Raw genomic sequence first — 18,225 nt, forward strand, 5'->3', positions numbered from 1 at the left:
CGACTGACCGACGTTGGCACCGAATCTAGTGCCGACCCCCGACAGCGCCCGTGATCTTCACGATGTCGGAGGCTGTCCGTACTGTGCTGGACATGGACATCATCATGATCCCCGGTTTCTGGCTCGACGGCGCGTCCTGGGCGGCGGTGGTGCCGCATCTCGAGCGCGCCGGCCACACCTGCTTCCCGCTCACCCTCCCGGGCATGGATTCCCTTGATGCCGATCGGTCCGAGATCACCCTGGCCGACCACATCGACGCGGTCGTCGCGGAGATCGACGCCCACCCGGGTGGCCCGGTCGTGCTCGTCGGGCACTCCGGCGGTGGCCTCATCGCCTACGGCGCGGTCGACGCGCGACCGGACCGCGTGGCACGAGTGATCTATGTCGACAGCGGCCCGGCGGGAGAGGGCGCCATCATCAACGACGAGTACCCGGCGGTCGGCGGTGAGCTGCCGCTGCCGGACTGGTCGATGTTCGAGGACGAGGACCTCGTCGACCTCGACGATGCCCTCCGTGCCGAGTTCCGCCGAGCGGCGATCCCGACGCCGGCGCACGTGGCCCAGGATCCGCTGCACCTGACCGACGAACGGCGCCGCGATGTGCCGGCCACCGTGATCGCCTGCGAGTTCCCCTCGTCCCAGCTGCGGGACTGGATCGCCCAGGGCCACCCCTTCGTCCAGGAGCTCGGCCAGCTGCGCAAGGTGGAGTACCGGGACCTGCCCACCGGGCACTGGCCCCAGTTCACGCGTCCGGAGGACCTGGCCACGACGATCCTGGAGAGCGTCGGCCAGAGCTGACCGTCAGCTGAGGAGGCGGCCCCGCACCACGGTGGCGCCGACCTCCTCATCGCTGAGCACGTCGGCCACCAGGCCGTGCTCGAGGAAGATGCGGGCCGCCGTCGGGCCCTGCTCGTCGCTCGTCTCGACGAGCAGGTATCCGCCGGGAGCGAGCCACCGAGCGGCTCCGGCGGCGAGTCGGCGCTGGACGTCGAGCCCGTCCGGCCCGCCGTCGAGGGTCAGGTGCGGCTCGTGGTCGCGCGCTTCCGGCGGCATCTGGGCGATCGCGTCGGTGGGTACGTACGGGGTGTTCGCGACGAGGACCCGGACCCTCCCGGCGAGCTCGGACGGAAGCGCGTCGTACAGGTCACCGGAGTGCACCCTGGCGTGGCCGGCCAGGTTGCGCTGTGCGCAGCGGACCGCCTCCGGTTGGACGTCGCCCGCGTGCAGGTCGAGGCCGGGGATCCGGGTGGCGAGCACGGCGGCGATGGCGCCGGCGCCGCAGCACAGGTCCACGGCCACGTCCCCCGGACGCAACAGGGCTGCTGCCCGGGCGGCGAGGAACTCCGTGCGGGCGCGCGGCACGAACACACCGGGTTCGAGGAGGATCCGCAACCCACCGAACTCGGCCCAGCCGAGGATCTGCTCGAGTGGTTCGCCCTCGATGCGCCGCGCGAGGAGTTCCTCGAGTTCTGTGGCACCTGCCGCTGCCTCGTGCAGGAGACGAGCCTCATCCTCTGCGAACACACAGCCGGCCCCACTCAGGCGCAGCACCGTCTCGGACTGGTCGGCGATCCGTAGGCTCAACGGGCGCACCGGCACCGCCTCGCGTCAACGGGCACGACGACTCTCCAGCTCCACCTCGTGGTCGCCGTCATAGACGAAGGTCACCGAGCGGTAGGTGAACGTGACCGACTCCTCGAGCAGATCCGGCTCGGGCGCCGGCCGCAGGTCGTAGCCGGTCACGCTGGCATCGGTCAGCGTGACCACAAGGTAGTCGGCGGTGTCGCCGTCGACCGTCCGAGACAGGGCGAACACCGCCTCCCGGGCATGCTCCCCGCGGAACAAGACCCGCTTCAACGCGGGCGAGGACACGTCGTAGTGCTTCACGATGCGAATCGGCTCGAGGGTCACCCGTCCGACCCGTGCCGCTCCGACGCCACCCCCGCCCGCGGCCTGTGCCGCAGCCATCCCGAACTCGATCCCGTGGAACTCGATCTCGTCCTCGTGCCCGTCACGGACGCTCGCCCCTGGGATGCCCGGGATCTTGAGAAAGCCCTGGATCGCCATGATTGCCTCCTGCGATCGCCGTTCACGGGTGCCGTCTGAGGACGGCAGGTGGGCCGATGGCGGTCGGTCACCAGTATCGACCGCACCAGGGCCGTCCGTGACGTGATTTCCAGGGCTGTCACGGGTCGCGTGGGTCGCCGGGCCGGACCACGTCCGGGCCGGCGTCGAGAGCCTCTCTCAAGAGCCCGACGGCGCGGTTCGCGTCGGTCATCGCGGTGGCACCGAGCGCACCGCCGACGGCGTCCGCCCAGGCCTTCTGCGCCGCGTTGATGGTGAGGACGGCGGCCCGGCCGGCCGGCGTCGCCACCAGCAGCTTGGCGCGCCTGTGCTGCGGGTTCTCCTCGAACGTCGCAAGCTCGTCGGCCACCAGGGCGTCGGCCACCCGCTGCACGCTCTGCCGGGCCATCCCTCGGGCCCGGGCCAGCTGGGCCACAGTCGCAGGGCTCGTACAGGCCGCGTCCAACACCACCCAGCGAGCCAGCGACAGGCCGCCCAGAGCGGCGAGGTCCTCCCCGGCGCGGGTGATGCGATCACCGAGGGCGGCCACCGAGACCACGAGGGACGTGAACGCCTCCCCCTCGCTCGTTCGCGCCGGCCACTCCGGATCATTGACAGCAGACTGTCGTTTTGGTAGATTCGAGGTCATGACAGCATCCTGTCATATTCACCTGGACGTCGCCGCCGAGGAGCCCACATGACAACGAACAGCACCCGTGCCAACCCGGTGCCGACGCCACCGGTGGCCGTCCCCCACGACGTGGCCACCGCCGTCGAGCCGTACCGGATCGACGTGCCCGACGCCGCGCTGGACGACCTCCGTGACCGGCTGACCAGAACCCGGTGGATCACCGAGGTGCCCGGTACCGGATGGCAGCATGGAGTGCCCAGCGACTACCTGCGGGAACTCGTGGATCACTGGGCACACGAGTACGACTGGCGGGCAGCGCAGGCACGTCTGAATGCGTTGCCGCAGTTCACCACGACCATCGACGGCCAGCGCATCTACTTCCTCCACGTCCGCTCACCACATCCCGGCGCCCTGCCCCTGGTGCTCACCCACGGCTGGCCCAGCTCCCCGGCGGAGTTCCTCGACGTCATCGGGCCGCTGACCGACCCGGGTGCCCACGGTGGGGACCCCGCTGACGCGTTCGACCTGGTGATTCCCGCCCTGCCCGGGTTCGGGTTCTCGAGCCCGCTGTCGGGGCCCGGCTGGAGCAGCGACCGCACCGCCCGGGCGTGGGCCGAGCTGATGCGCCGGCTCGGTTACGCGCGCTATGGCCTCCAGGGCGGCGATTTCGGTGCGCTCGTCTCACCGGAGGTGGGTCGAGTGGACCCGGAACACGTCGTGGGCGTACACGTGAACGCGGCGTCGGCGGGTTTCATCCCGTGGGGCCCCGTGCCTGAGGACGAACTGGCCGCCCTCACCGACCTCGAACGCGACCGGGTGCGCCGCCTGGGTGACTTCCTCTCGGGGGGCAACGCCTACTTCCAGGTGCACGCCAACATGCCGCAGACGATCGGTTATGCGTTGGACGACTCGCCCGTGGCACTGCTGGCCTGGATGGTGGACAAGTTCGCCGCCTGGACCCACACCGCCAGTGGGCTCCCGGAGGACGCTGTGGATCGGGACGCGATGCTGACCGCGGTGAGTACATACTGGCTGACCGGCACCGGTGGCAGCGCGGCACGGATGTACTACGAGAACATGCACGCCACACCGGACTGGGGCCGGGCACCGTCGGCCACCCCGGTGGGTGTGATCGCGTTCGCGGAGGACTACGCGATCAGAGGCTACGGCGAGAAGTCGCACGTGATCACGCACTGGACCGATGTGGACCACGGCGGACACTTCGCGGCACTGGAGGAACCGGAACTCCTCGTCGCCGACGTGCGCACGTTCTTCCGGACGGTGCGGGACAGACGGCTCGGCTGAACTGCGGTCCACAGGAGTGAGCCGGACGCTCGGCCATCCACAAGATGCGCCCGGCGCTTGGGAGTCCACACACGCCATCGGTTCCCGGAGTCCCGGGTCAGGCAGCCGTCATCGTGTTCGGATGAGCGAGCGCGTGCACGAGATGGACCGGGGCGACGACGATCCCTCGGAGGCGGTTAGGGCCGAGTACGTCGTCCACCTCGACGACGAGTTCGATGGCGATGACGACGAGTTCGATGACGATGACGACGAGTTCGATGACGATTTCGAGATCGGCTACGGGGACGACCTCGACGACGACCTCGACGTCGGCGCCTTCATGGACGCGACCTTTGGCGAGATCACCGGCGCACGCGAGCCCGAAGTGCGGCCACCGATGCCCGGTGCCGGCTTGTCGGTCGCGGACGACGCAACGCTTCTGGCGGTGCTCGCGGCGTGGACCCGCATCCTGGTCACCGCGGAGGCACCTGGAGTGTGGTGCTTCGCGACAGACGATCGTGACGCGATGACCGAGGTGCTCCTGCCGATAGCGGTCGGTGGTGTGCGGCCCGACCGCGACCGGCTCGACGAGTTCTTCGTGGAGTTCCAGGAGGTCCTCGACGACGCCGAGGGAGGCCTGTCGAGCCTTGTGATCGCGATCGCACGCTCCGACGGCGGCGACCGGGGAGGCTACGAACGGCTCTGGTACACGGCAGTCACGGCGGCTGCGAAGCGCCACCGGGTACCGCTGCGGGCCGTGGCGGCGCTGGGATCGCGGCGTGCTGGGCTCCTCTGAGGTGTCCGTCGTCGCACGCCCGGTCCGGCTACGCCCGGCCCGACGCTGTCGAACGGCCCTGGCACGCCTGGTCCATCCCAGTGGGACGGGCCGGAGCGTGGCCGGCGGGTCAGACGGGCGAGGTGAGTTCGTCGAGCTCGACCAGATCCTCCGCGGAGGGGTCCCAAAGGGCGGCGGCATTGGTCCGCACCTGATCCGGGCGCGAGGCCCCGGAGATCACCGAGCCCACCGCCGGCTGGGCCGCCAGCCAGCCGATCGCGACCTGGATGAGGCTCAGGTCCCGGGCCTGCGCGAAGGCTTGGAGGCCCTCGATCACGTCGAAGTCCGCGCGCTCCAGCCGGTCCGGGCGCGTGGCCAGCCGGGTGCCCTCCGGCGCAGGAGTGTTCCGGGCGTACTTGCCGGTGAGCAGGCCCGACGCGAGTGGGAAGAACGGCAGGACGCCGGCGCCGACCTGTTCCACGGCGGGGGCCACCTCGGCTTCAAGGCGCCGGTTGAGCAGGGAGTACTCGTTCTGCGCGGAGATGAACGGCGTGTAGCCGGCGGTCCGGGCGGTCCAGTCGGCGTCGACGACCTGCCAGCCGGCGAAGTTCGAGGAACCCACGTAGCGCACCTTGCCCTCCACGACGAGCTCATGCAGGGCGGCGAGGGTCTCCTCGATCGGGGTGTGCGGGTCCGGCTTGTGCATCTGATAGAGGTCGATGTGGTCGGTGCCGAGCCGGCGCAGCGAACCTTCCACGGCTCGCCGGATGTAGCGGCGGGAACCCCGCACGCCCCAGTCGGCTCCGTTCAGGCCGCCGGTGTCCATTCCGAACTTGGAGGCGACCACGACCTCATCGCGGTGGCTGCCGAGCGCGGCTCCGAGGAGTTCCTCGCTGACGCCGGGCGTCGCGCCGTAGGTATCGGCCGTATCGAACAACGTGACGCCTGCGTCGAGCGCCGCTGCGACCAGTTCGGGGACCTCCGCGGCCGGGGTGTTCCGGCCGAAGGAGTTGCAGCCCAGGCCCACGACTGAGACCGTGAGACCAGAAGCGCCGAGTTGCCGGTATTCCATCGAGTGTGTGCTCACGTCGCCCGAGCCTATGCGAGGTCGGAGGGCGCAGGCACCATGCCTCAGCCGAACGCGGGAAACCTACCGCGCCGGCTCCGGCCACGTTCTCCCTGCGCGAACTTCACATCACCTTCACCCCCGGGCGGAACAGCACCGACATCTCGGCCGTTGGACCAATTGGAACGCACCACTGACACAAGGAGGAGTGCGATGGCTGACCGAGCACTGCGCGGCATGAAGATCGGCGCGAACAGCATGGAGACCGACGAGGGTGTCGAACTGGCACCCCGGGTCCAGGCGATCTACGACTGCCCGGACGGCAGGGTCATCGTGATCCCCTTCGCGGCGGAGGCCGAGATCCCCGCGGTCTGGGAAGCCCCCGGGGGTGGCGAGGCACTCCTGCGTGACGCGACTCGCCCCGAGGCGAAGCCCACCAAGCACGTTCGTACGCACTGGGACATGCTGCTGGAACGACGCACCATCAAGGAACTCGAGGTGCTCCTCGACGAACGACTGGCCCTGCTCCGCAGCGGTCAGGCCCGCCGTCGCAGCGCCTGAGACACCACATCGCCGAACTGCCTGGAGCGCGCTTGCGCGCCCCAGGCAGTGACGCGCCAGAGGGCCTCCACAACGATGTCGCGGCTCATCTTCGACTCCCCCTCGACACGCTCCACGAACGTGATGGGCACCTCCACGACGGTGCCACCGGCGCGGCGGACCCGCCAGGTCATGTCGATCTGGAAGCAGTAGCCGGCCGAATTGACGTCCTCCAGGTCCATCGCTCGTAGCGTGGCCGCCTGGTACACCCGGAAACCCGCGGTCGCGTCCTTCACCCCGAGCCCGATCGCGAGGTTCGCGTAGGTGTTCGCCCCGCGACTGAGCAATGAGCGGGACAGCGGCCAGTTCTCGGTCTTGCCCCCCGGCACCCACCGGGACCCGATGACCAGGTCCACCCCCGGGGCCGCCTCCGCGAGCAGTCTCGGCAGGTCCTCCGGCCGGTGCGAGGCATCGGCATCCATCTCCACCAGCTGCTCGTAGCCACGGTCCAGGCCCCACCGGAAGCCGGCAATGTAGGCCCTGCCCAGCCCCTCCTTGGCGCTCCGGTGCAGAACGTGCACCTGCGGGTCGGCGGCGGCCGCCTCATCGGCCCACTCCCCCGTGCCGTCCGGGCTGCCGTCGTCGACGACGAGCACGTCCACTCCAGGCACCGCGGAGCGTAGCCTGGCCAGGGTTCCGGGCAGCGCCCGGCGCTCGTTGTAAGTCGGGATGATCACCAGGGTGGCGTGCCCGTAGCGATCGGAACCACGGCCACCCGAGGCTTGGGGATTCCCCGGATCAGCTGGCCTCACGCAGGCTCCTTCGCCGGTGTGCCCGCCTCGGTGGCCGCACCCGGCGGACCCGCTGCATCGGAAGCGCCACCGGTCGCGTCCGCTTCCGCGGGAGCGTGTTGGGCTGCATCCTCAAGGGCTCCGGCCCGCTCGTCACGGCGGCGCCCGATCGTCGAGGCGATCCCCGCGAACAGTCCGAGCAGGGTCAGCGCGAACGCCGCGATGATCGGCCAGTCGCCGAGCCGGTCCGCGATCGTGAGGGTCGTGCGCAGCGGGACCGTCGCGGACAGCTGCGCCGGGGTGAACAGCTCCGTGTCCTGCCAGACCGATCCGTCCGGGCCGATCACGCCGCTGACCCCGACCGTCGAGATCTGCACGGTTGCGCGGCCGTGCTCCACGGCCCGCAACCGGGACATCGCGAACTGCTGGGTGGACTCCTGCGTGTACCCGAACGAGGCATTGTTGGTCGGCACGACGAGGATCTCGGCACCACCGAGCGCGGCCTCCCGGATCAACGCGTCGTAGGCGACCTCGAAGCAGATGATCGTGCCGACGTCCACGTCCCGGTCCAGCCGGGCCACCGGGACCGGCACGACGGCGATCGCGGAGCCGGGTGCCATGTCCGTGCGCACCAGGTCGACCGCGGAGGAGAAGATCCGCGCGACCGACCGCATCGGGATGTACTCCGCGAACGCGGCCGGGATCTGCTTCGAGTAGGAGAACACCGGGCCCTCGTCGGGCATCCAGAGCACCATGTCGTTGTAGCGGGCGTCCTCGGTGTAGGAGTCCGTACCGAACAGCAGGGGTGCGCCGACGGCATCGACGGCACCGTCGATCACGTCGGCCGCGTCGGCGTCGACCCGTGGATTGATGTCGGAGGAGTTCTCCGGCCACACCACCAGGTCGAACCAGCCCTCGGGCCGGGACTCGGCCAGCTCCTCGGTGCCGGAGGCGTGGTTGTTCAGCACCTCACGGGCGTTGTTGAACGCACCCAGGCCCGGCTCGGACACATTGCCCTGGACCGCACCGAGGTTCAGGACACCGTTCTCGTCCTGCGTGGGCAGTGGGATGAACCCCGCGGCGGCGACGACGGCCGCGCCGGCGAGGGCCGCCGTCGTCGCCCGCAGCACCTGCACCCGGCGGAACCCGACCACCGCCTGCGCGAGCAGGAACCCGACGATCACCACGGCGCCCGAGACCAGCGGCGCGCCCGCCACCGAGGCCAGCGCGAGCAGCGGGCCGTCGGTCTGGGAGAAGGCCAACCGACCCCACGGGAACCCACCGAACGGCCACACCTGGCGTAGCTGCTCGAGCGTGACCCACACGATCGCGAAGGCGACCGGTTGCGCGATCCGGTGCCGTTCGACCCAGCCGACCCGCCGGACCCAGACCCAGGTGGCGCACGCCAGTCCGGCGATCGCGGCCTCCGCCACGGACAGAGCCACCCACGGGATCACTCCGACGGCGTAGTTGGCCCACCAGATGTGCGGCAGGAAGAACGCCAGCCCCCAGGTGAAGCCGACCAGCCAGGCCCATCGGGCGCTGTCCCGCCCGAGCGCGAGCACCAGGAGCGCGATGCCCACGAATGCCATCGGCCACCAGGAGCGCTGCGGGAAGGCCGTGTCGGTGAGCAGGCCACCGACGACGGCGAGCAGCAGGGTCAGCCATCGGGGCGGGGAGAGCATGGACACCGTTGCAGGATACGTGGCCGAGCGGTCGATCCGTGACCGCGGCGGTCCGCCTCGAACGAGACGTCGCCCAACCGCAATTACCACCGACCGGCCCGCGAATCCTTCGGTCCGTGACCGCAGCGAACTGCCGCCCCGTTGTCTAGTGAACCCGCGGGCCCAGTCGGCGCCCACCTGCCTCCCCGGCGAGGTAGTGACAAGTGAACCTACCCGTCTCCACGTGCCCAGCCAAGACGGCATCGCCGCAGGTCAGGGGCGTCTGCGCAGGTCAGCGCAACCCCTACCGATAACAAAAAGATCTCGGTTCACGGCGTGTCGAGTGGGTGTGTCGGAGGATCGAGCACCCCGCATCCAGCAGGGGAAACGGGCACGTCTCACATCCTGACCCGCGCGCTCAAGTTGCGCACCGGGGCGTCCGGGTCACAGCGTGCCGTGCGCCACGATGCCACGCCGTACCGACTCGATCGCCTTGCGGGCCGTGCTGCGCAGCGCGGGGGTCGGCGCGGCCAGGGTGAGTTGGTCGAGGAGGTCGATGACCTGCTTCGCCCACCGCACGAAGTCGCCGGCTGCCAGGTCGGTGCCGTCGAGGACGTCCTCCAGGCTGGATCCGATCGCCCATTGATGGATCGAGCGGACCAGTCCGAGGTCGACCGGTTCGGCAGGCTCCAGGGCGTGCTCCCGCTCGAGGAGCTCGAGTTCCTGGGAGATCAGGACCGTCGCCTCGACAGCGCGGGCGAGCGAGCCGTTGGGGCCGCCGGGCAGCCGGGGCGCGGGCCGTTCATCGTCGGACCGGGAGGAGTAGAGGACCGTGGAGACCACGGCGGCCAGTCCCGCAGCGTCCAGGTCCGCCCAGGAACCGGACCGCAGGCACTCCGCGAGCACTAGGTCCTTCTCCGCGTACAGCCGACGCAGCCAGGCGCCCTGGTCGGTCACCGTGGTCTCCTCGCCGGTGCCCTCGAGGTAGTGCAGCGACCCGAGCACCTCGCAGACCTTCTCGAAGTCGCGGGCGATCGAGGACGTGCGGCCCTCGATCCGGCGCAGCAGCGCGTCGTGCTCCTCAGCGAGCTTGGCCCGGCGCTCGGCCCACCGGGCGTGGTTCTCGCGGTCCGAGCACCCGTAGCACGGGTGGGAGCGCAGCGCCTTCTTGAGCGCGCCGAGCTGGGAGTCGGTTGTCGCGGTCGACGGCGGTCGCTCGCCGTGGCGGGTGCGTGGCGCGTCGTCTGCCAGTGCCCCGAGGGCGTTGCGCATCGAGGAGGTCAGGTCCCTGCGGTCTGCCGGCCTGCGGGAGTTGAACGCCTTCGGGATCCGGACCCGGGTCAGTGAACTGGTGCCGTAGGGCACGTCCGCGCCGGAGAGGCGGCGAACCTTGCCGTCCCCGGTGAGCAGGGTCAGTGCGGGCCCGTCCAGCCCGGCCGGGCCGGGCGGCTCGATGACCACGGCGTACCCGGCGCGGCGGCCCGTGGGGATCTGCACGACGTCGCCGCGGTGCAGCTCGGAGACCGCCGAGTTGATCGCGTCCCGCTGGGCCCGCGACCGGGAGCGGGACAGCTCGCCCTCGCGCGCCTTGATGGCCCGCCGCAGCTCCATGTACTCCTCGAAGTCGCCGAGGTGGCAGGTCATCGACTCCGTGTAGCCGGCCAGGCCCTCCGACAGCGTGCGCGCCTGCCGGGCCAGCCCGACCACGCCGCGGTCCGCCTGGAACTGCGCGAACGAGGTCTCCAGCACCTCCCGGGTCCGGGTCCAGCCGGATGCCGCGATCAGGTTCACGGCCATGTTGTAGGTGGGCCGGAACCGGGACCGGAGCGGGTAGGTGCGCCGGCTCGCGAGACCGGCGAGGGCAACCGGATCCAGGCCCGAACTGTAGAGGACCACGGCGTGCCCCTCCACGTCGATGCCGCGTCGCCCGGCGCGGCCGGTGAGCTGGGTGTACTCCCCCGGAGTCACCTCCGCGTGACCGCGCCCGTCCCATTTGGTCAGCTTCTCCAGCACCACCGAGCGGGCCGGCATGTTGATCCCGAGTGCTAGCGTCTCGGTGGCGAACACGACCTTGACGAGACCGGCCGTGAACAGCGCCTCGACGGTCTCCTTGAACACCGGGAGCAGCCCGGCGTGGTGGGCCGCCACCCCGTGCAGCAGCGCCTGCTGCCAGGACCAGTAGTTGAGGACGTCCAGATCCTCGGCGGGCAGGCTGGCGCACCGCTCCTCGACGATCGCGGCGATCTGGGCTCGCTCGGCCGGCGAGGTCAGGGAGATCCCGCTGAGCAGGACCTGGGTGACGGCCGCCTCGCAGCCCGCCCGCGAGAAGACGAACGCGATGGCCGGGAGCAGGCCGGCCCGGTCCAGGCGGTCCACCATCACCGGCCGCGACGGCGGCCGCACCAGCGGACCACGCTGGTAGTAGCGGCCCTTCCCGCCCCGGCGGTCCCCTCGTGCGCCCCGGGTGCGCTCCCCCGGGCGGCCACCCCGCTCGGACGCCCTGATGGCCTCCACCAGGTCGGGGTTGATCGGCGGGTTCACCCCTGGCCTGGTCGGGTCCACGTTCGAGCTGTACAGGTCCAGGACGGTCTTGTTCACCATGACGTGCTGCCAGAGCGGCACCGGACGGATCTCGGAGACGACCACGGCGGTGTCCCCACGCACTTCGGTGAGCCAGTCACCGAACTCCTCCGCGTTCGAGACGGTCGCGGACAGGGAGATCACCTGCACGTCGTCGGCCAGGTGCAGGATCACCTCCTCCCAGACCGGCCCACGGAACCGGTCGGCCAGGTAGTGCACCTCGTCCATGACCACGAAACCGAGGCCGGCGAGGGCCGGAGAGTCGCTGTAGAGCATGTTCCGCAGCACCTCGGTGGTCATCACCACGATCGGTGCGTCACCGTTGATCGAGGTGTCCCCGGTGAGGAGGCCGACGTGCTCGGTCCCGTACCGGCGCTGCAGGTCGGTGAACTTCTGGTTCGACAGGGCCTTGATCGGCGTCGTGTAGAACGCCTTGCGGCCGGTCTTCAGACCCAGCTCGACGGCGAACTCGCCCACCACGGTCTTGCCCGCGCCGGTCGGGGCTGCGACGAGCACGCCGCGCCCGGCCTCGACGGCCTCGCAGGCCTCGATCTGGAAGTCGTCGAGGGGGAAGTCGAGGGTGGCCCGGAACGCGCCGAGCCGGCTGAGCGCATCCTGTTGTCGCTTGCGGGCCGCCGCGTACCGCTCGGCTGGGGAGGACATGCCTCCAGACTATGCGTCCGCCGAGGTCAACAGCCGCAGCGCACCGGGGCGCAGCCGCGCATGGATCGGCAGCGACCCGAGCGGCTCACCATCGGCGAACACCTGCGGCGGCGCGTGGTGGCCCGGCAGAGCCTCCATGATCACCTCACGGGCCCGGACCACATGCACCTTCGGGTCAGCCAGGTGGTTGCCCTTGAGGAGCTTGCCGAACAGCCGGAGCAGCTGGCCACGGGTCATCGCGTCGCCGATGACCACGTCGATCAGGCCGTCGTCGACCTCGGCCTCCGGCGCGATCGGGATGCCGCCGCCGAAGGACTTCGCGTTCGCCAGGGCGACGAGCGTCGCATCCTGCTCGCGCACGACGCCGTCGATCGTGAGCCGGTAGCCGTACGGGCGGAACCGGATCAGCTCGGTCGCCACGCCGCGCAGATAGCGGGCCTCGCCCTTGGGCCAGCTGAAGTCGTTCGCCCGGCCGTTCACGGCGGCGTCGAAGCCCGCCGAGAGGATGCAGGCCGTCCACTCCACGGCGGTCTCCTGCTCCGGCGCCGCCTCTGGGCTGTGCACCCGGGTGGCGATCGCGTCGATGATCCGGGGCGGCCGCTCCAGGGCTGCGACGATGACGTCCACGGCGGCGGGGACGTCGTGGATCGGCAGTCCGATGCACCGGGCGAAGTCGTTGCCGCTGCCGTAGGGCACGATGCCGAGCGGGGTGTTCGTCCCGGCGACGGCGTTGACGCCCAGGTGCACCATGCCGTCGCCACCGACCACGATGACGGCGTCGATCTCCCAGAGCGCGGCCCGTGCGTTCGCCAGCGCGTCGACGGCGTTCGGCCCGGAGAGGTCGATGACCTCGTGTCCGGACTTCGCCAGACCGGCGATGGCGTCGCGTCCTCCGGTACCACCCCGCCCGTGTCCCGCGGACGGATTGACGAGGACCCCGAGCCTGCTCACCGGGCGGTACGCCCGGGCTCAGAACTCCGCGGGTGGCGCGGGTGGCTCACGCCGCGGACGTGGTGTCGTCCGCGAGGGCCGCGTCGAGCTCGGCGTCCTCCTGGGCACGGCGCTTGTCGGCACGCTTGTCATGCCGGATGCATACCAACACGGCGATGAAGTAGAGCGCGACGATCGGGAGGGCCATGAGGATCATCGAGATCGCGTCTGGCGTGGGGGTCGCGAACGCGCAGAACGTGAAGATCCCGACGATCGCCCAACGCCAGCCCTTGAGCCAGGTCCGCCCGCGGACTAGTCCGAGGAACGTCACCACGACCATGATCAACGGCATCAGGAATGCGACACCGAACGCCAGGATGAACTGCGTGACAAATTTGAGGTAGGTGAGGGCGTCGATCCAGTTCACGCTGTCCGGCGGAGTGAACTCGGTGAGGATCCGCACCGCGTTGGGCAGCACCGACCAGGCCAGGAACGCACCTGCGAAGAACAGTGGCACCGCGGCACCGACGAATGCGAACGCGCTGCGACGCTCCTTCTTCGTCAGCCCTGGGGTGATGAACGCCCAGATCTGGTACACCCACCACGGCGACGAGACCATCACGCCCAGGAACAGGGCGACCCGGATCTTCACGTCGAACGAGGTAGCGATCCCGCCGAAGTTAAGGGCAGCGACTCTGCCCTCGCTGGCGAGGTTGTTGATCGGATCCTGCAACGCCTGGAAGACCGGGTCGAAGAGGAACCAGCCGACGACCGTGCCGACCGCGAGGCCGATCGCGGCCAGCACGAACCGCTTGCGAAGTTCGCGTAGGTGCGCGGTCAAGGCCATCCGCGCTTCGGGATTGCTCTTGCGCGCCCCAGTGTTCAGGGCCACGGGAGGTTAGCGGTTGGCGTCGCCGGGCGTATCACCCGGTGCTGTGCCACTACTGCCCTGTTGGGTGCCGGTGGGCACGCTCTGGGTCTGCGACTCCGGCGGGGCCGCAGGGGCGTCCGTCGTGGAGTTCGGGTCGACGGCGTCGACGTCGTCACGCAGTTCCTTGACCTCCTGCTTGAAGATCTTCATGGAACGACCGACGTTGCGCGTGATGTCGGGAAGCTTGTTGGCGCCGAAGATCAGGAGAACTACGACGAGCAGCACGATGAGGTGCCAGAGTTGCGGCCGCATGATTGGCCCTCCGCCTTGAGGATGGGTTCTGTGTGGTCAGTCTAACGTCTGTGTGACGCGGTGCTAGAACGGCATCCCGATCGAGCGCCACCTGGCCAGCGTACGCGACCGTCGCACCTGTACGCGCGCGCGCCGCGTGGCGAGATTCTCGGCGCGGCGTGACCGCCAGGTCTCTCGCTGGTCCTCGGTCGCGACCAGATCCGGCCGGAACGTGCGCGCCTGGCCTGCGGCGGCCTCGAGTTCGGCGATCTTCGCGGAGAGCTCTCCGAGCACCTGGGACGTCGCTCCCGCCTGCGCCATCAGTGCCTTCGCCGACCGCCACAGGCGTCGGCCGAGCAGGAAGGCACCCACGAGGGTGGCGAGGACGAGGACCGTCCAGACGCTGAACCAGAGCACGGGCGCCAGCCTACTGGGTGCCGTTGCCGGTGCCGTCGAGCGCTGCGTAGGCGTCCAGCGCCGCCTTGGCCCGCTCGGCGATCGAGGAGGCCACCTCGGGCGGGTGCACGGCCCGCACGTCGCCGCCGAGGCCGAGCACAAGATTGTGCAGCCAGGCCAGGTTCACCACGTCGAGCTCGACGGCGAACCAGCCCTCCTCGAGGTCCGTGACGGCGGCGCCGGGGTACTTCTCGGCGACCCAGCGGGCCCGGGAGGCCAGTTCGAGGCGCACGTGCCACTGCGCGGTCGTGAGCTCGGGGTCGGTGCGCTCGCTCAGGGCCACGTCGGGGTGCGCCGGTGCGTCGGAGTCCAGCACGGTCACCTCGAGCATCCGGTCGAGCCGGAACTGCCGGACGCCATCGGCCCGGTGGCACCAGGCGTAGAGGAACCAGCGCTCGGCGTCGGTGAGCAGCTGCAGCGGGTCCACGACGCGTTCGCTGACCACATCGGAGCCGGACACGTAGCGCAGCCGCACCTGCTTGCCGTCGGCGAGTGCCGAGCGCAGCGCGGTGAGCCGCTCCCCGACGTCCTCGGCACCGACGTACACGTCGACGGCGTCGGCGGCGCCCGCCGCCTCCCCCGCTGCGGCCCGGAGCTTGTCGATCGTGGAGACCAGCACCGGGTCGTGCGCCAGCGCCGGCATGGCCTGCAACGAGCGCAAGGCGACCAGCAGCGCCACTGCCTCCTGCGGGCCGAGCCGCAACGGCCGGTCCATCCCTCGGGCGTCGGTGAGCGTGAGCAGGTTCTGCTCGTGATCGTCGACCGCGAAGTCGATCAGGTCGTCGGGCAGGTAGCCGGGCGTGCCGGAGACCCACAGCGTGCTGATGTCCAGTAGCACCTGCCCCTCCGTGACCCCGAAGTGCGCTGCCACGTCCGCGACCGGCACGCTCGGGTGGTTCTCGAGGTAGGTGATCAGGGCGAGCATGCGGACCAGCCGGTCCTCGGCGGTCTCGGCCATCAGGACTCCCCTCCCAGGCTCGCGGCCGGCCGCAGGCGCGCCAGCACCGCCTCCCGCAGTCGCGGGGGGTCGAGCACCAGGACCGCGTCCCCGTAGCCGACCAGCTCCTCCGCGAACAGGTCCAGGTCGCTGATGTCGACGGCGATCACGTCCCGGTCCGAGGGACGGGGCACCTGCGCCGGTGGTGACGACTGCGCCGACCCGGCCCCCGCCGTCGGGCTCTCGATCTCGACGGCGCGGGCGCGCAGCGCCGACGCACGCTCGGGACGCAGCGCCAGGGTGGCGCGGATGATCGGCGCCTCCCGGTGTGCGCTCGCCCGGTCGGGCACCTGGACGGTCCCGGGTTCGCCGATGCGGCTGACCCGCCCCACGATCCGGGACATCCGGAACTCACGCTCGGCGGCCCGGTCGACGTCATGGCCGACGAGGTACCAACCGCGGTCCTTGGCGTACAGGCGCCAGGGCTCGACCGTGCGCTGCTTGGTCCGGCCGGTGTTCGCGGCCCGGTAGGTGAACCGGACCGTGATGCGGTCCGCGATCGCGTCCAGGAGGGCGCCGAAGTTCGCGTCGGGACCGCGCACCCGCAGCGCCAGGCCGGCGTGCAGGGCGGCGTCCTCGAGCTCGCTGACCGCCCGCACCTTCGTCAGCGCCCGGCGCGACTGTGCGGACAGGGTCGAGTCCTGCCAGACCTCGGCGGCGAGCGAGAGCGCTCCGACCTCGGCCGGCGTGAACGCCACCGGTGGCATGTCGTAGGAATCGGTGTCGATCCGGTAGCCGATGTCGTCCTCGTGGGCGGCGTCGGTCAGGGTGACGATCGGGACGCCGAGGGTGCGCAGCGCCTCCTTGTCCCGCTCGAACATCCGGTCGAACGCCGCGTCGTTCTTGGCGTCGGCGTAGCCGTTCACGCCGCGTCGGATCTGCGACTTCGTCATCCGGTGGGGTGTGTTGGCCAGCGCGATCACCAGATCCAGCAGCCGTTCCGCGGGTTCCACACGCTCACTCATACTGCGAGGCTAGTCGCGATAGGTTGCCGGGATGATCAACTGGCGCGACGGCGTGGTGCGCTCCCTGGGCAGGAGCTGGCCCGGGTCCCTCGAACTCGAGGTCGACATCGAGGGCGGACCGAGCGGCATCCGGGCGTTGGCCTACCCGGAACTGGTCGGTTCGCCGGAGGTCGGCGACCGGGTCATCGTCACGACGTCGGCGCTCACCCGCGGCCTCGGCACGGGCGGCTACGCGCTCGTGGCGGCGCTTCCGGACCGGCTGCCCCCGGACCCGCCCGCCGGACCCGGACACATCGTCAAGGCTCGCTACACGCCGCTCCAGACGATGGTCCTCGGGGTGGACGAACAGGAGTCCGCCCACCACGAGCTGCTGCGCGACGCCGACGACCTCGCCGGCCTGCCGGTGGTGGTCGCGGACCTGCACTCCGCACTGCCCGCCATCGTGGCCGGGGCGCGGCTCGAAGCCGCGCGGGCCGGGCTCGTGACGCCGCGGGTCGCGTACGTGATGACCGACGGCGGAGCGTTGCCGGCCTGGTTCTCCCGGACCATCGGGGCGTTGCGGGAGTCTGGCTGGGTCTCGGCGACGATCACCGTCGGGCAGTCGTTCGGCGGCGACTTCGAGGCGGTCACGGTGCACACGGGCCTGCTCGCCGCCGCCCTCGTGGTCGAGGCCGACCTGGTGGTCGTGGCGCAGGGCCCGGGGAACCTCGGAACCGGCACGAGATGGGGTTTCTCCGGCGTGAGCGCCGGTGAGGCGGTCAATGCCACCGCCGTGCTGGGCGGCCGGCCGGTCGCATCCCTGCGCGTCTCCGGCTCTGACGCTCGGGAGCGGCACCTGGGCATCTCGCACCACAGCCTGACCGCGTACGGGCGGGTCGCCCTCGCTCCCGCGGACGTCGCGGTGCCGGTGTTCGACGGCGATCTGGCGCCGTTGGGTGCGCGCGTCGACGAACAGGCCGCGCTGCTCGAGACGGCCCCGGCCGGTCACCGGCTGGTGCGGATCGGCACCGAGGGTCTGTTGCCCGCGCTCGCGGCCACGCCGGTGCGGCTGTCCACGATGGGCCGAGGGCTCGAGGAGGACCCTGCGTCGTTCCTCGCGGCGGGCGCCGCGGGGGTGCACGCATTGCGGATGGCAGCCGGGAGCTGACGCTCGCACCCTGCGCCCGGAAGGTCGCGGGCCCCGGATCGTCGGACTCGGTCGATCAGGGCGCGCCGCCGCCCTCGTGGGCAGCGACCAGGCTCGCCAGCCGGCTCGCCGAGGCCCGGCCCCGCTCGCCGTCGACCCGTTGGATCGCCATGACCGCCAGCGTACGTCCGTCGGCGAGGTCGAGCTGGACCCAGTCGCGCTCGCCGAACCGGACCGAGACGATCTCCGCCCACTCCAGGCGATGGGTCAGGATGACGTTGCGGACGGTGAGCCCGTCGGCGTCGGGCACGGCCCTGACGCCGGCCTGTCGGGCGAGGAAGGCACAGACGAGCCCGACGATCACGGCGGCGGCGATCTGGTCCGGCACGCGGGGCTCGTCCAACCGGTTCAGGACCACCACGAACACGACCAGGCCGGCGACCAACCAGACCACGATCACCAGGCACGCGATCCGGGTCGCCCGCGGGCGGAATGGTGCGTAGGGATCGGGGTCGGTGGCCATGTCGCGGAG

19 protein-coding genes are annotated in these 18,225 nt (G+C 70.8%); 5 read left to right on the plus strand and 14 right to left on the minus strand.

Features of this window, described 5'->3' with window-relative positions; all coding sequences use genetic code 11:
* The first annotated feature begins 92 nt into the window (after positions 1-92).
* Positions 93-797, plus strand: a complete 705-nt coding sequence (locus KCQ71_RS02995) for an alpha/beta fold hydrolase (RefSeq protein ID WP_223402676.1) — start codon at positions 93-95, stop codon at positions 795-797.
* Positions 798-800: 3 nt separating this feature from the next.
* Here KCQ71_RS02995 and KCQ71_RS03000 read toward each other — a convergent pair whose 3' ends face one another.
* From KCQ71_RS03000 to KCQ71_RS03010, 3 genes are all read right to left on the minus strand, one after another.
* Entirely contained in the window at positions 801-1,592 is a 792-nt protein-coding gene (locus KCQ71_RS03000; RefSeq protein ID WP_308116597.1) for a putative protein N(5)-glutamine methyltransferase, read from the minus strand.
* A 15-nt stretch (positions 1,593-1,607) separates the two neighbouring features.
* Positions 1,608-2,066, minus strand: a complete 459-nt coding sequence (locus KCQ71_RS03005) for an Hcp family type VI secretion system effector (RefSeq protein ID WP_223402678.1) — start codon at positions 2,064-2,066, stop codon at positions 1,608-1,610.
* Positions 2,067-2,184: 118 nt separating this feature from the next.
* Positions 2,185-2,712 carry a MarR family winged helix-turn-helix transcriptional regulator gene (locus KCQ71_RS03010; RefSeq protein ID WP_223402679.1) on the minus strand — a complete coding sequence of 176 codons (528 nt, stop codon included), beginning with the start codon at positions 2,710-2,712 and terminating at the stop codon, positions 2,185-2,187.
* Positions 2,713-2,760: 48 nt separating this feature from the next.
* Between KCQ71_RS03010 and KCQ71_RS03015 the strand changes: the two genes are divergently transcribed.
* Complete coding sequence (locus KCQ71_RS03015) at positions 2,761-3,999, plus strand: epoxide hydrolase family protein (RefSeq protein ID WP_223402681.1); 1,239 nt, start codon at positions 2,761-2,763, stop codon at positions 3,997-3,999.
* 121 nt (positions 4,000-4,120) lie between these two features.
* Positions 4,121-4,774, plus strand: a complete 654-nt coding sequence (locus KCQ71_RS03020; protein WP_223402683.1) for a hypothetical protein — start codon at positions 4,121-4,123, stop codon at positions 4,772-4,774.
* 109 nt (positions 4,775-4,883) lie between these two features.
* On the opposite strand, the gene KCQ71_RS03025 is transcribed toward KCQ71_RS03020, so the two are convergent.
* Positions 4,884-5,825, minus strand: a complete 942-nt coding sequence (locus KCQ71_RS03025; RefSeq protein ID WP_223402812.1) for an aldo/keto reductase — start codon at positions 5,823-5,825, stop codon at positions 4,884-4,886.
* Positions 5,826-6,032: 207 nt separating this feature from the next.
* On the opposite strand from KCQ71_RS03025, the gene KCQ71_RS03030 reads away from it, so the two are divergent.
* Positions 6,033-6,380, plus strand: a complete 348-nt coding sequence (locus tag KCQ71_RS03030; protein ID WP_223402685.1) for an RNA polymerase-binding protein RbpA — start codon at positions 6,033-6,035, stop codon at positions 6,378-6,380.
* Here the strand turns inward: KCQ71_RS03030 and KCQ71_RS03035 are convergent.
* The 9 genes from KCQ71_RS03035 to KCQ71_RS03075 form a co-directional block, all read right to left on the minus strand.
* Complete coding sequence (locus KCQ71_RS03035) at positions 6,356-7,099, minus strand: polyprenol monophosphomannose synthase (protein ID WP_223402814.1); 744 nt, start codon at positions 7,097-7,099, stop codon at positions 6,356-6,358. The two genes, KCQ71_RS03030 and KCQ71_RS03035, sit on opposite strands and share 25 nt — an antisense overlap.
* A 68-nt stretch (positions 7,100-7,167) precedes the next feature.
* Complete coding sequence (lnt, locus tag KCQ71_RS03040; protein WP_223402816.1) at positions 7,168-8,835, minus strand: apolipoprotein N-acyltransferase; 1,668 nt, start codon at positions 8,833-8,835, stop codon at positions 7,168-7,170.
* A gap of 423 nt (positions 8,836-9,258) precedes the next feature.
* Positions 9,259-12,057, minus strand: coding sequence for a DEAD/DEAH box helicase (locus tag KCQ71_RS03045; RefSeq protein ID WP_223402687.1), 2,799 nt, complete (start codon positions 12,055-12,057; stop codon positions 9,259-9,261).
* Between the two features lie 9 nt (positions 12,058-12,066).
* Positions 12,067-13,008: a diacylglycerol/lipid kinase family protein gene (locus KCQ71_RS27515; protein WP_223402689.1), complete on the minus strand. Its 942-nt coding sequence runs from the start codon at positions 13,006-13,008 to the stop codon at positions 12,067-12,069.
* 46 nt (positions 13,009-13,054) lie between these two features.
* Complete coding sequence (gene tatC, locus KCQ71_RS03055) at positions 13,055-13,879, minus strand: twin-arginine translocase subunit TatC (RefSeq protein ID WP_308116598.1); 825 nt, start codon at positions 13,877-13,879, stop codon at positions 13,055-13,057.
* Between the two features lie 6 nt (positions 13,880-13,885).
* On the minus strand, positions 13,886-14,170 hold the full coding sequence (tatA, locus tag KCQ71_RS03060; RefSeq protein WP_223402691.1) for a Sec-independent protein translocase subunit TatA: 285 nt from the start codon (positions 14,168-14,170) through the stop codon (positions 13,886-13,888).
* A gap of 63 nt (positions 14,171-14,233) precedes the next feature.
* The gene (locus KCQ71_RS03065) at positions 14,234-14,566 is read right to left on the minus strand and encodes a hypothetical protein (protein ID WP_223402693.1); all 333 of its coding nucleotides are present in this window, start codon (positions 14,564-14,566) and stop codon (positions 14,234-14,236) included.
* A 10-nt stretch (positions 14,567-14,576) separates the two neighbouring features.
* Entirely contained in the window at positions 14,577-15,563 is a 987-nt protein-coding gene (locus tag KCQ71_RS03070; RefSeq protein ID WP_223402695.1) for a helix-turn-helix transcriptional regulator, read from the minus strand.
* Positions 15,563-16,567, minus strand: a complete 1,005-nt coding sequence (locus KCQ71_RS03075) for a helix-turn-helix transcriptional regulator (protein WP_223402696.1) — start codon at positions 16,565-16,567, stop codon at positions 15,563-15,565. The genes KCQ71_RS03070 and KCQ71_RS03075 overlap by 1 nt, the downstream gene beginning before the upstream one ends.
* Positions 16,568-16,598: 31 nt before the next feature.
* On the opposite strand from KCQ71_RS03075, the gene KCQ71_RS03080 reads away from it, so the two are divergent.
* Entirely contained in the window at positions 16,599-17,714 is a 1,116-nt protein-coding gene (locus KCQ71_RS03080; RefSeq protein ID WP_223402698.1) for a DUF3866 family protein, read from the plus strand.
* 55 nt (positions 17,715-17,769) lie between these two features.
* Here the strand turns inward: KCQ71_RS03080 and KCQ71_RS03085 are convergent, their stop codons facing one another.
* Positions 17,770-18,216, minus strand: a complete 447-nt coding sequence (locus KCQ71_RS03085) for a PH domain-containing protein (protein WP_223402700.1) — start codon at positions 18,214-18,216, stop codon at positions 17,770-17,772.
* Positions 18,217-18,225: the final 9 nt, after the last annotated feature.

Origin of the sequence: Occultella gossypii (assembly GCF_019947135.1) — a bacterium.
GTDB lineage: Bacteria > Actinomycetota > Actinomycetes > Actinomycetales > Beutenbergiaceae > Occultella > Occultella gossypii.

What these genes read in the sequence shown, in the direction of transcription:
- KCQ71_RS02995 (WP_223402676.1), top strand. Translation starts at nt 93, where the DNA reads ATGGACATCATCATGATCCCCGGTTTCTGGCTCGACGGCGCGTCCTGG.
- KCQ71_RS03005 (WP_223402678.1), bottom strand. Translation starts at nt 2,066, where the DNA reads ATGGCGATCCAGGGCTTTCTCAAGATCCCGGGCATCCCAGGGGCGAGC.
- KCQ71_RS03010 (WP_223402679.1), bottom strand. Translation starts at nt 2,712, where the DNA reads ATGACCTCGAATCTACCAAAACGACAGTCTGCTGTCAATGATCCGGAG.
- KCQ71_RS03015 (WP_223402681.1), top strand. Translation starts at nt 2,761, where the DNA reads ATGACAACGAACAGCACCCGTGCCAACCCGGTGCCGACGCCACCGGTG.
- KCQ71_RS03020 (WP_223402683.1), top strand. Translation starts at nt 4,121, where the DNA reads ATGAGCGAGCGCGTGCACGAGATGGACCGGGGCGACGACGATCCCTCG.
- KCQ71_RS03025 (WP_223402812.1), bottom strand. Translation starts at nt 5,825, where the DNA reads ATGGAATACCGGCAACTCGGCGCTTCTGGTCTCACGGTCTCAGTCGTG.
- KCQ71_RS03030 (WP_223402685.1), top strand. Translation starts at nt 6,033, where the DNA reads ATGGCTGACCGAGCACTGCGCGGCATGAAGATCGGCGCGAACAGCATG.
- lnt (WP_223402816.1), bottom strand. Translation starts at nt 8,835, where the DNA reads ATGCTCTCCCCGCCCCGATGGCTGACCCTGCTGCTCGCCGTCGTCGGT.
- KCQ71_RS03045 (WP_223402687.1), bottom strand. Translation starts at nt 12,057, where the DNA reads ATGTCCTCCCCAGCCGAGCGGTACGCGGCGGCCCGCAAGCGACAACAG.
- tatA (WP_223402691.1), bottom strand. Translation starts at nt 14,170, where the DNA reads ATGCGGCCGCAACTCTGGCACCTCATCGTGCTGCTCGTCGTAGTTCTC.
- KCQ71_RS03070 (WP_223402695.1), bottom strand. Translation starts at nt 15,563, where the DNA reads ATGGCCGAGACCGCCGAGGACCGGCTGGTCCGCATGCTCGCCCTGATC.
- KCQ71_RS03075 (WP_223402696.1), bottom strand. Translation starts at nt 16,567, where the DNA reads ATGAGTGAGCGTGTGGAACCCGCGGAACGGCTGCTGGATCTGGTGATC.
- KCQ71_RS03080 (WP_223402698.1), top strand. Translation starts at nt 16,599, where the DNA reads ATGATCAACTGGCGCGACGGCGTGGTGCGCTCCCTGGGCAGGAGCTGG.
- KCQ71_RS03085 (WP_223402700.1), bottom strand. Translation starts at nt 18,216, where the DNA reads ATGGCCACCGACCCCGATCCCTACGCACCATTCCGCCCGCGGGCGACC.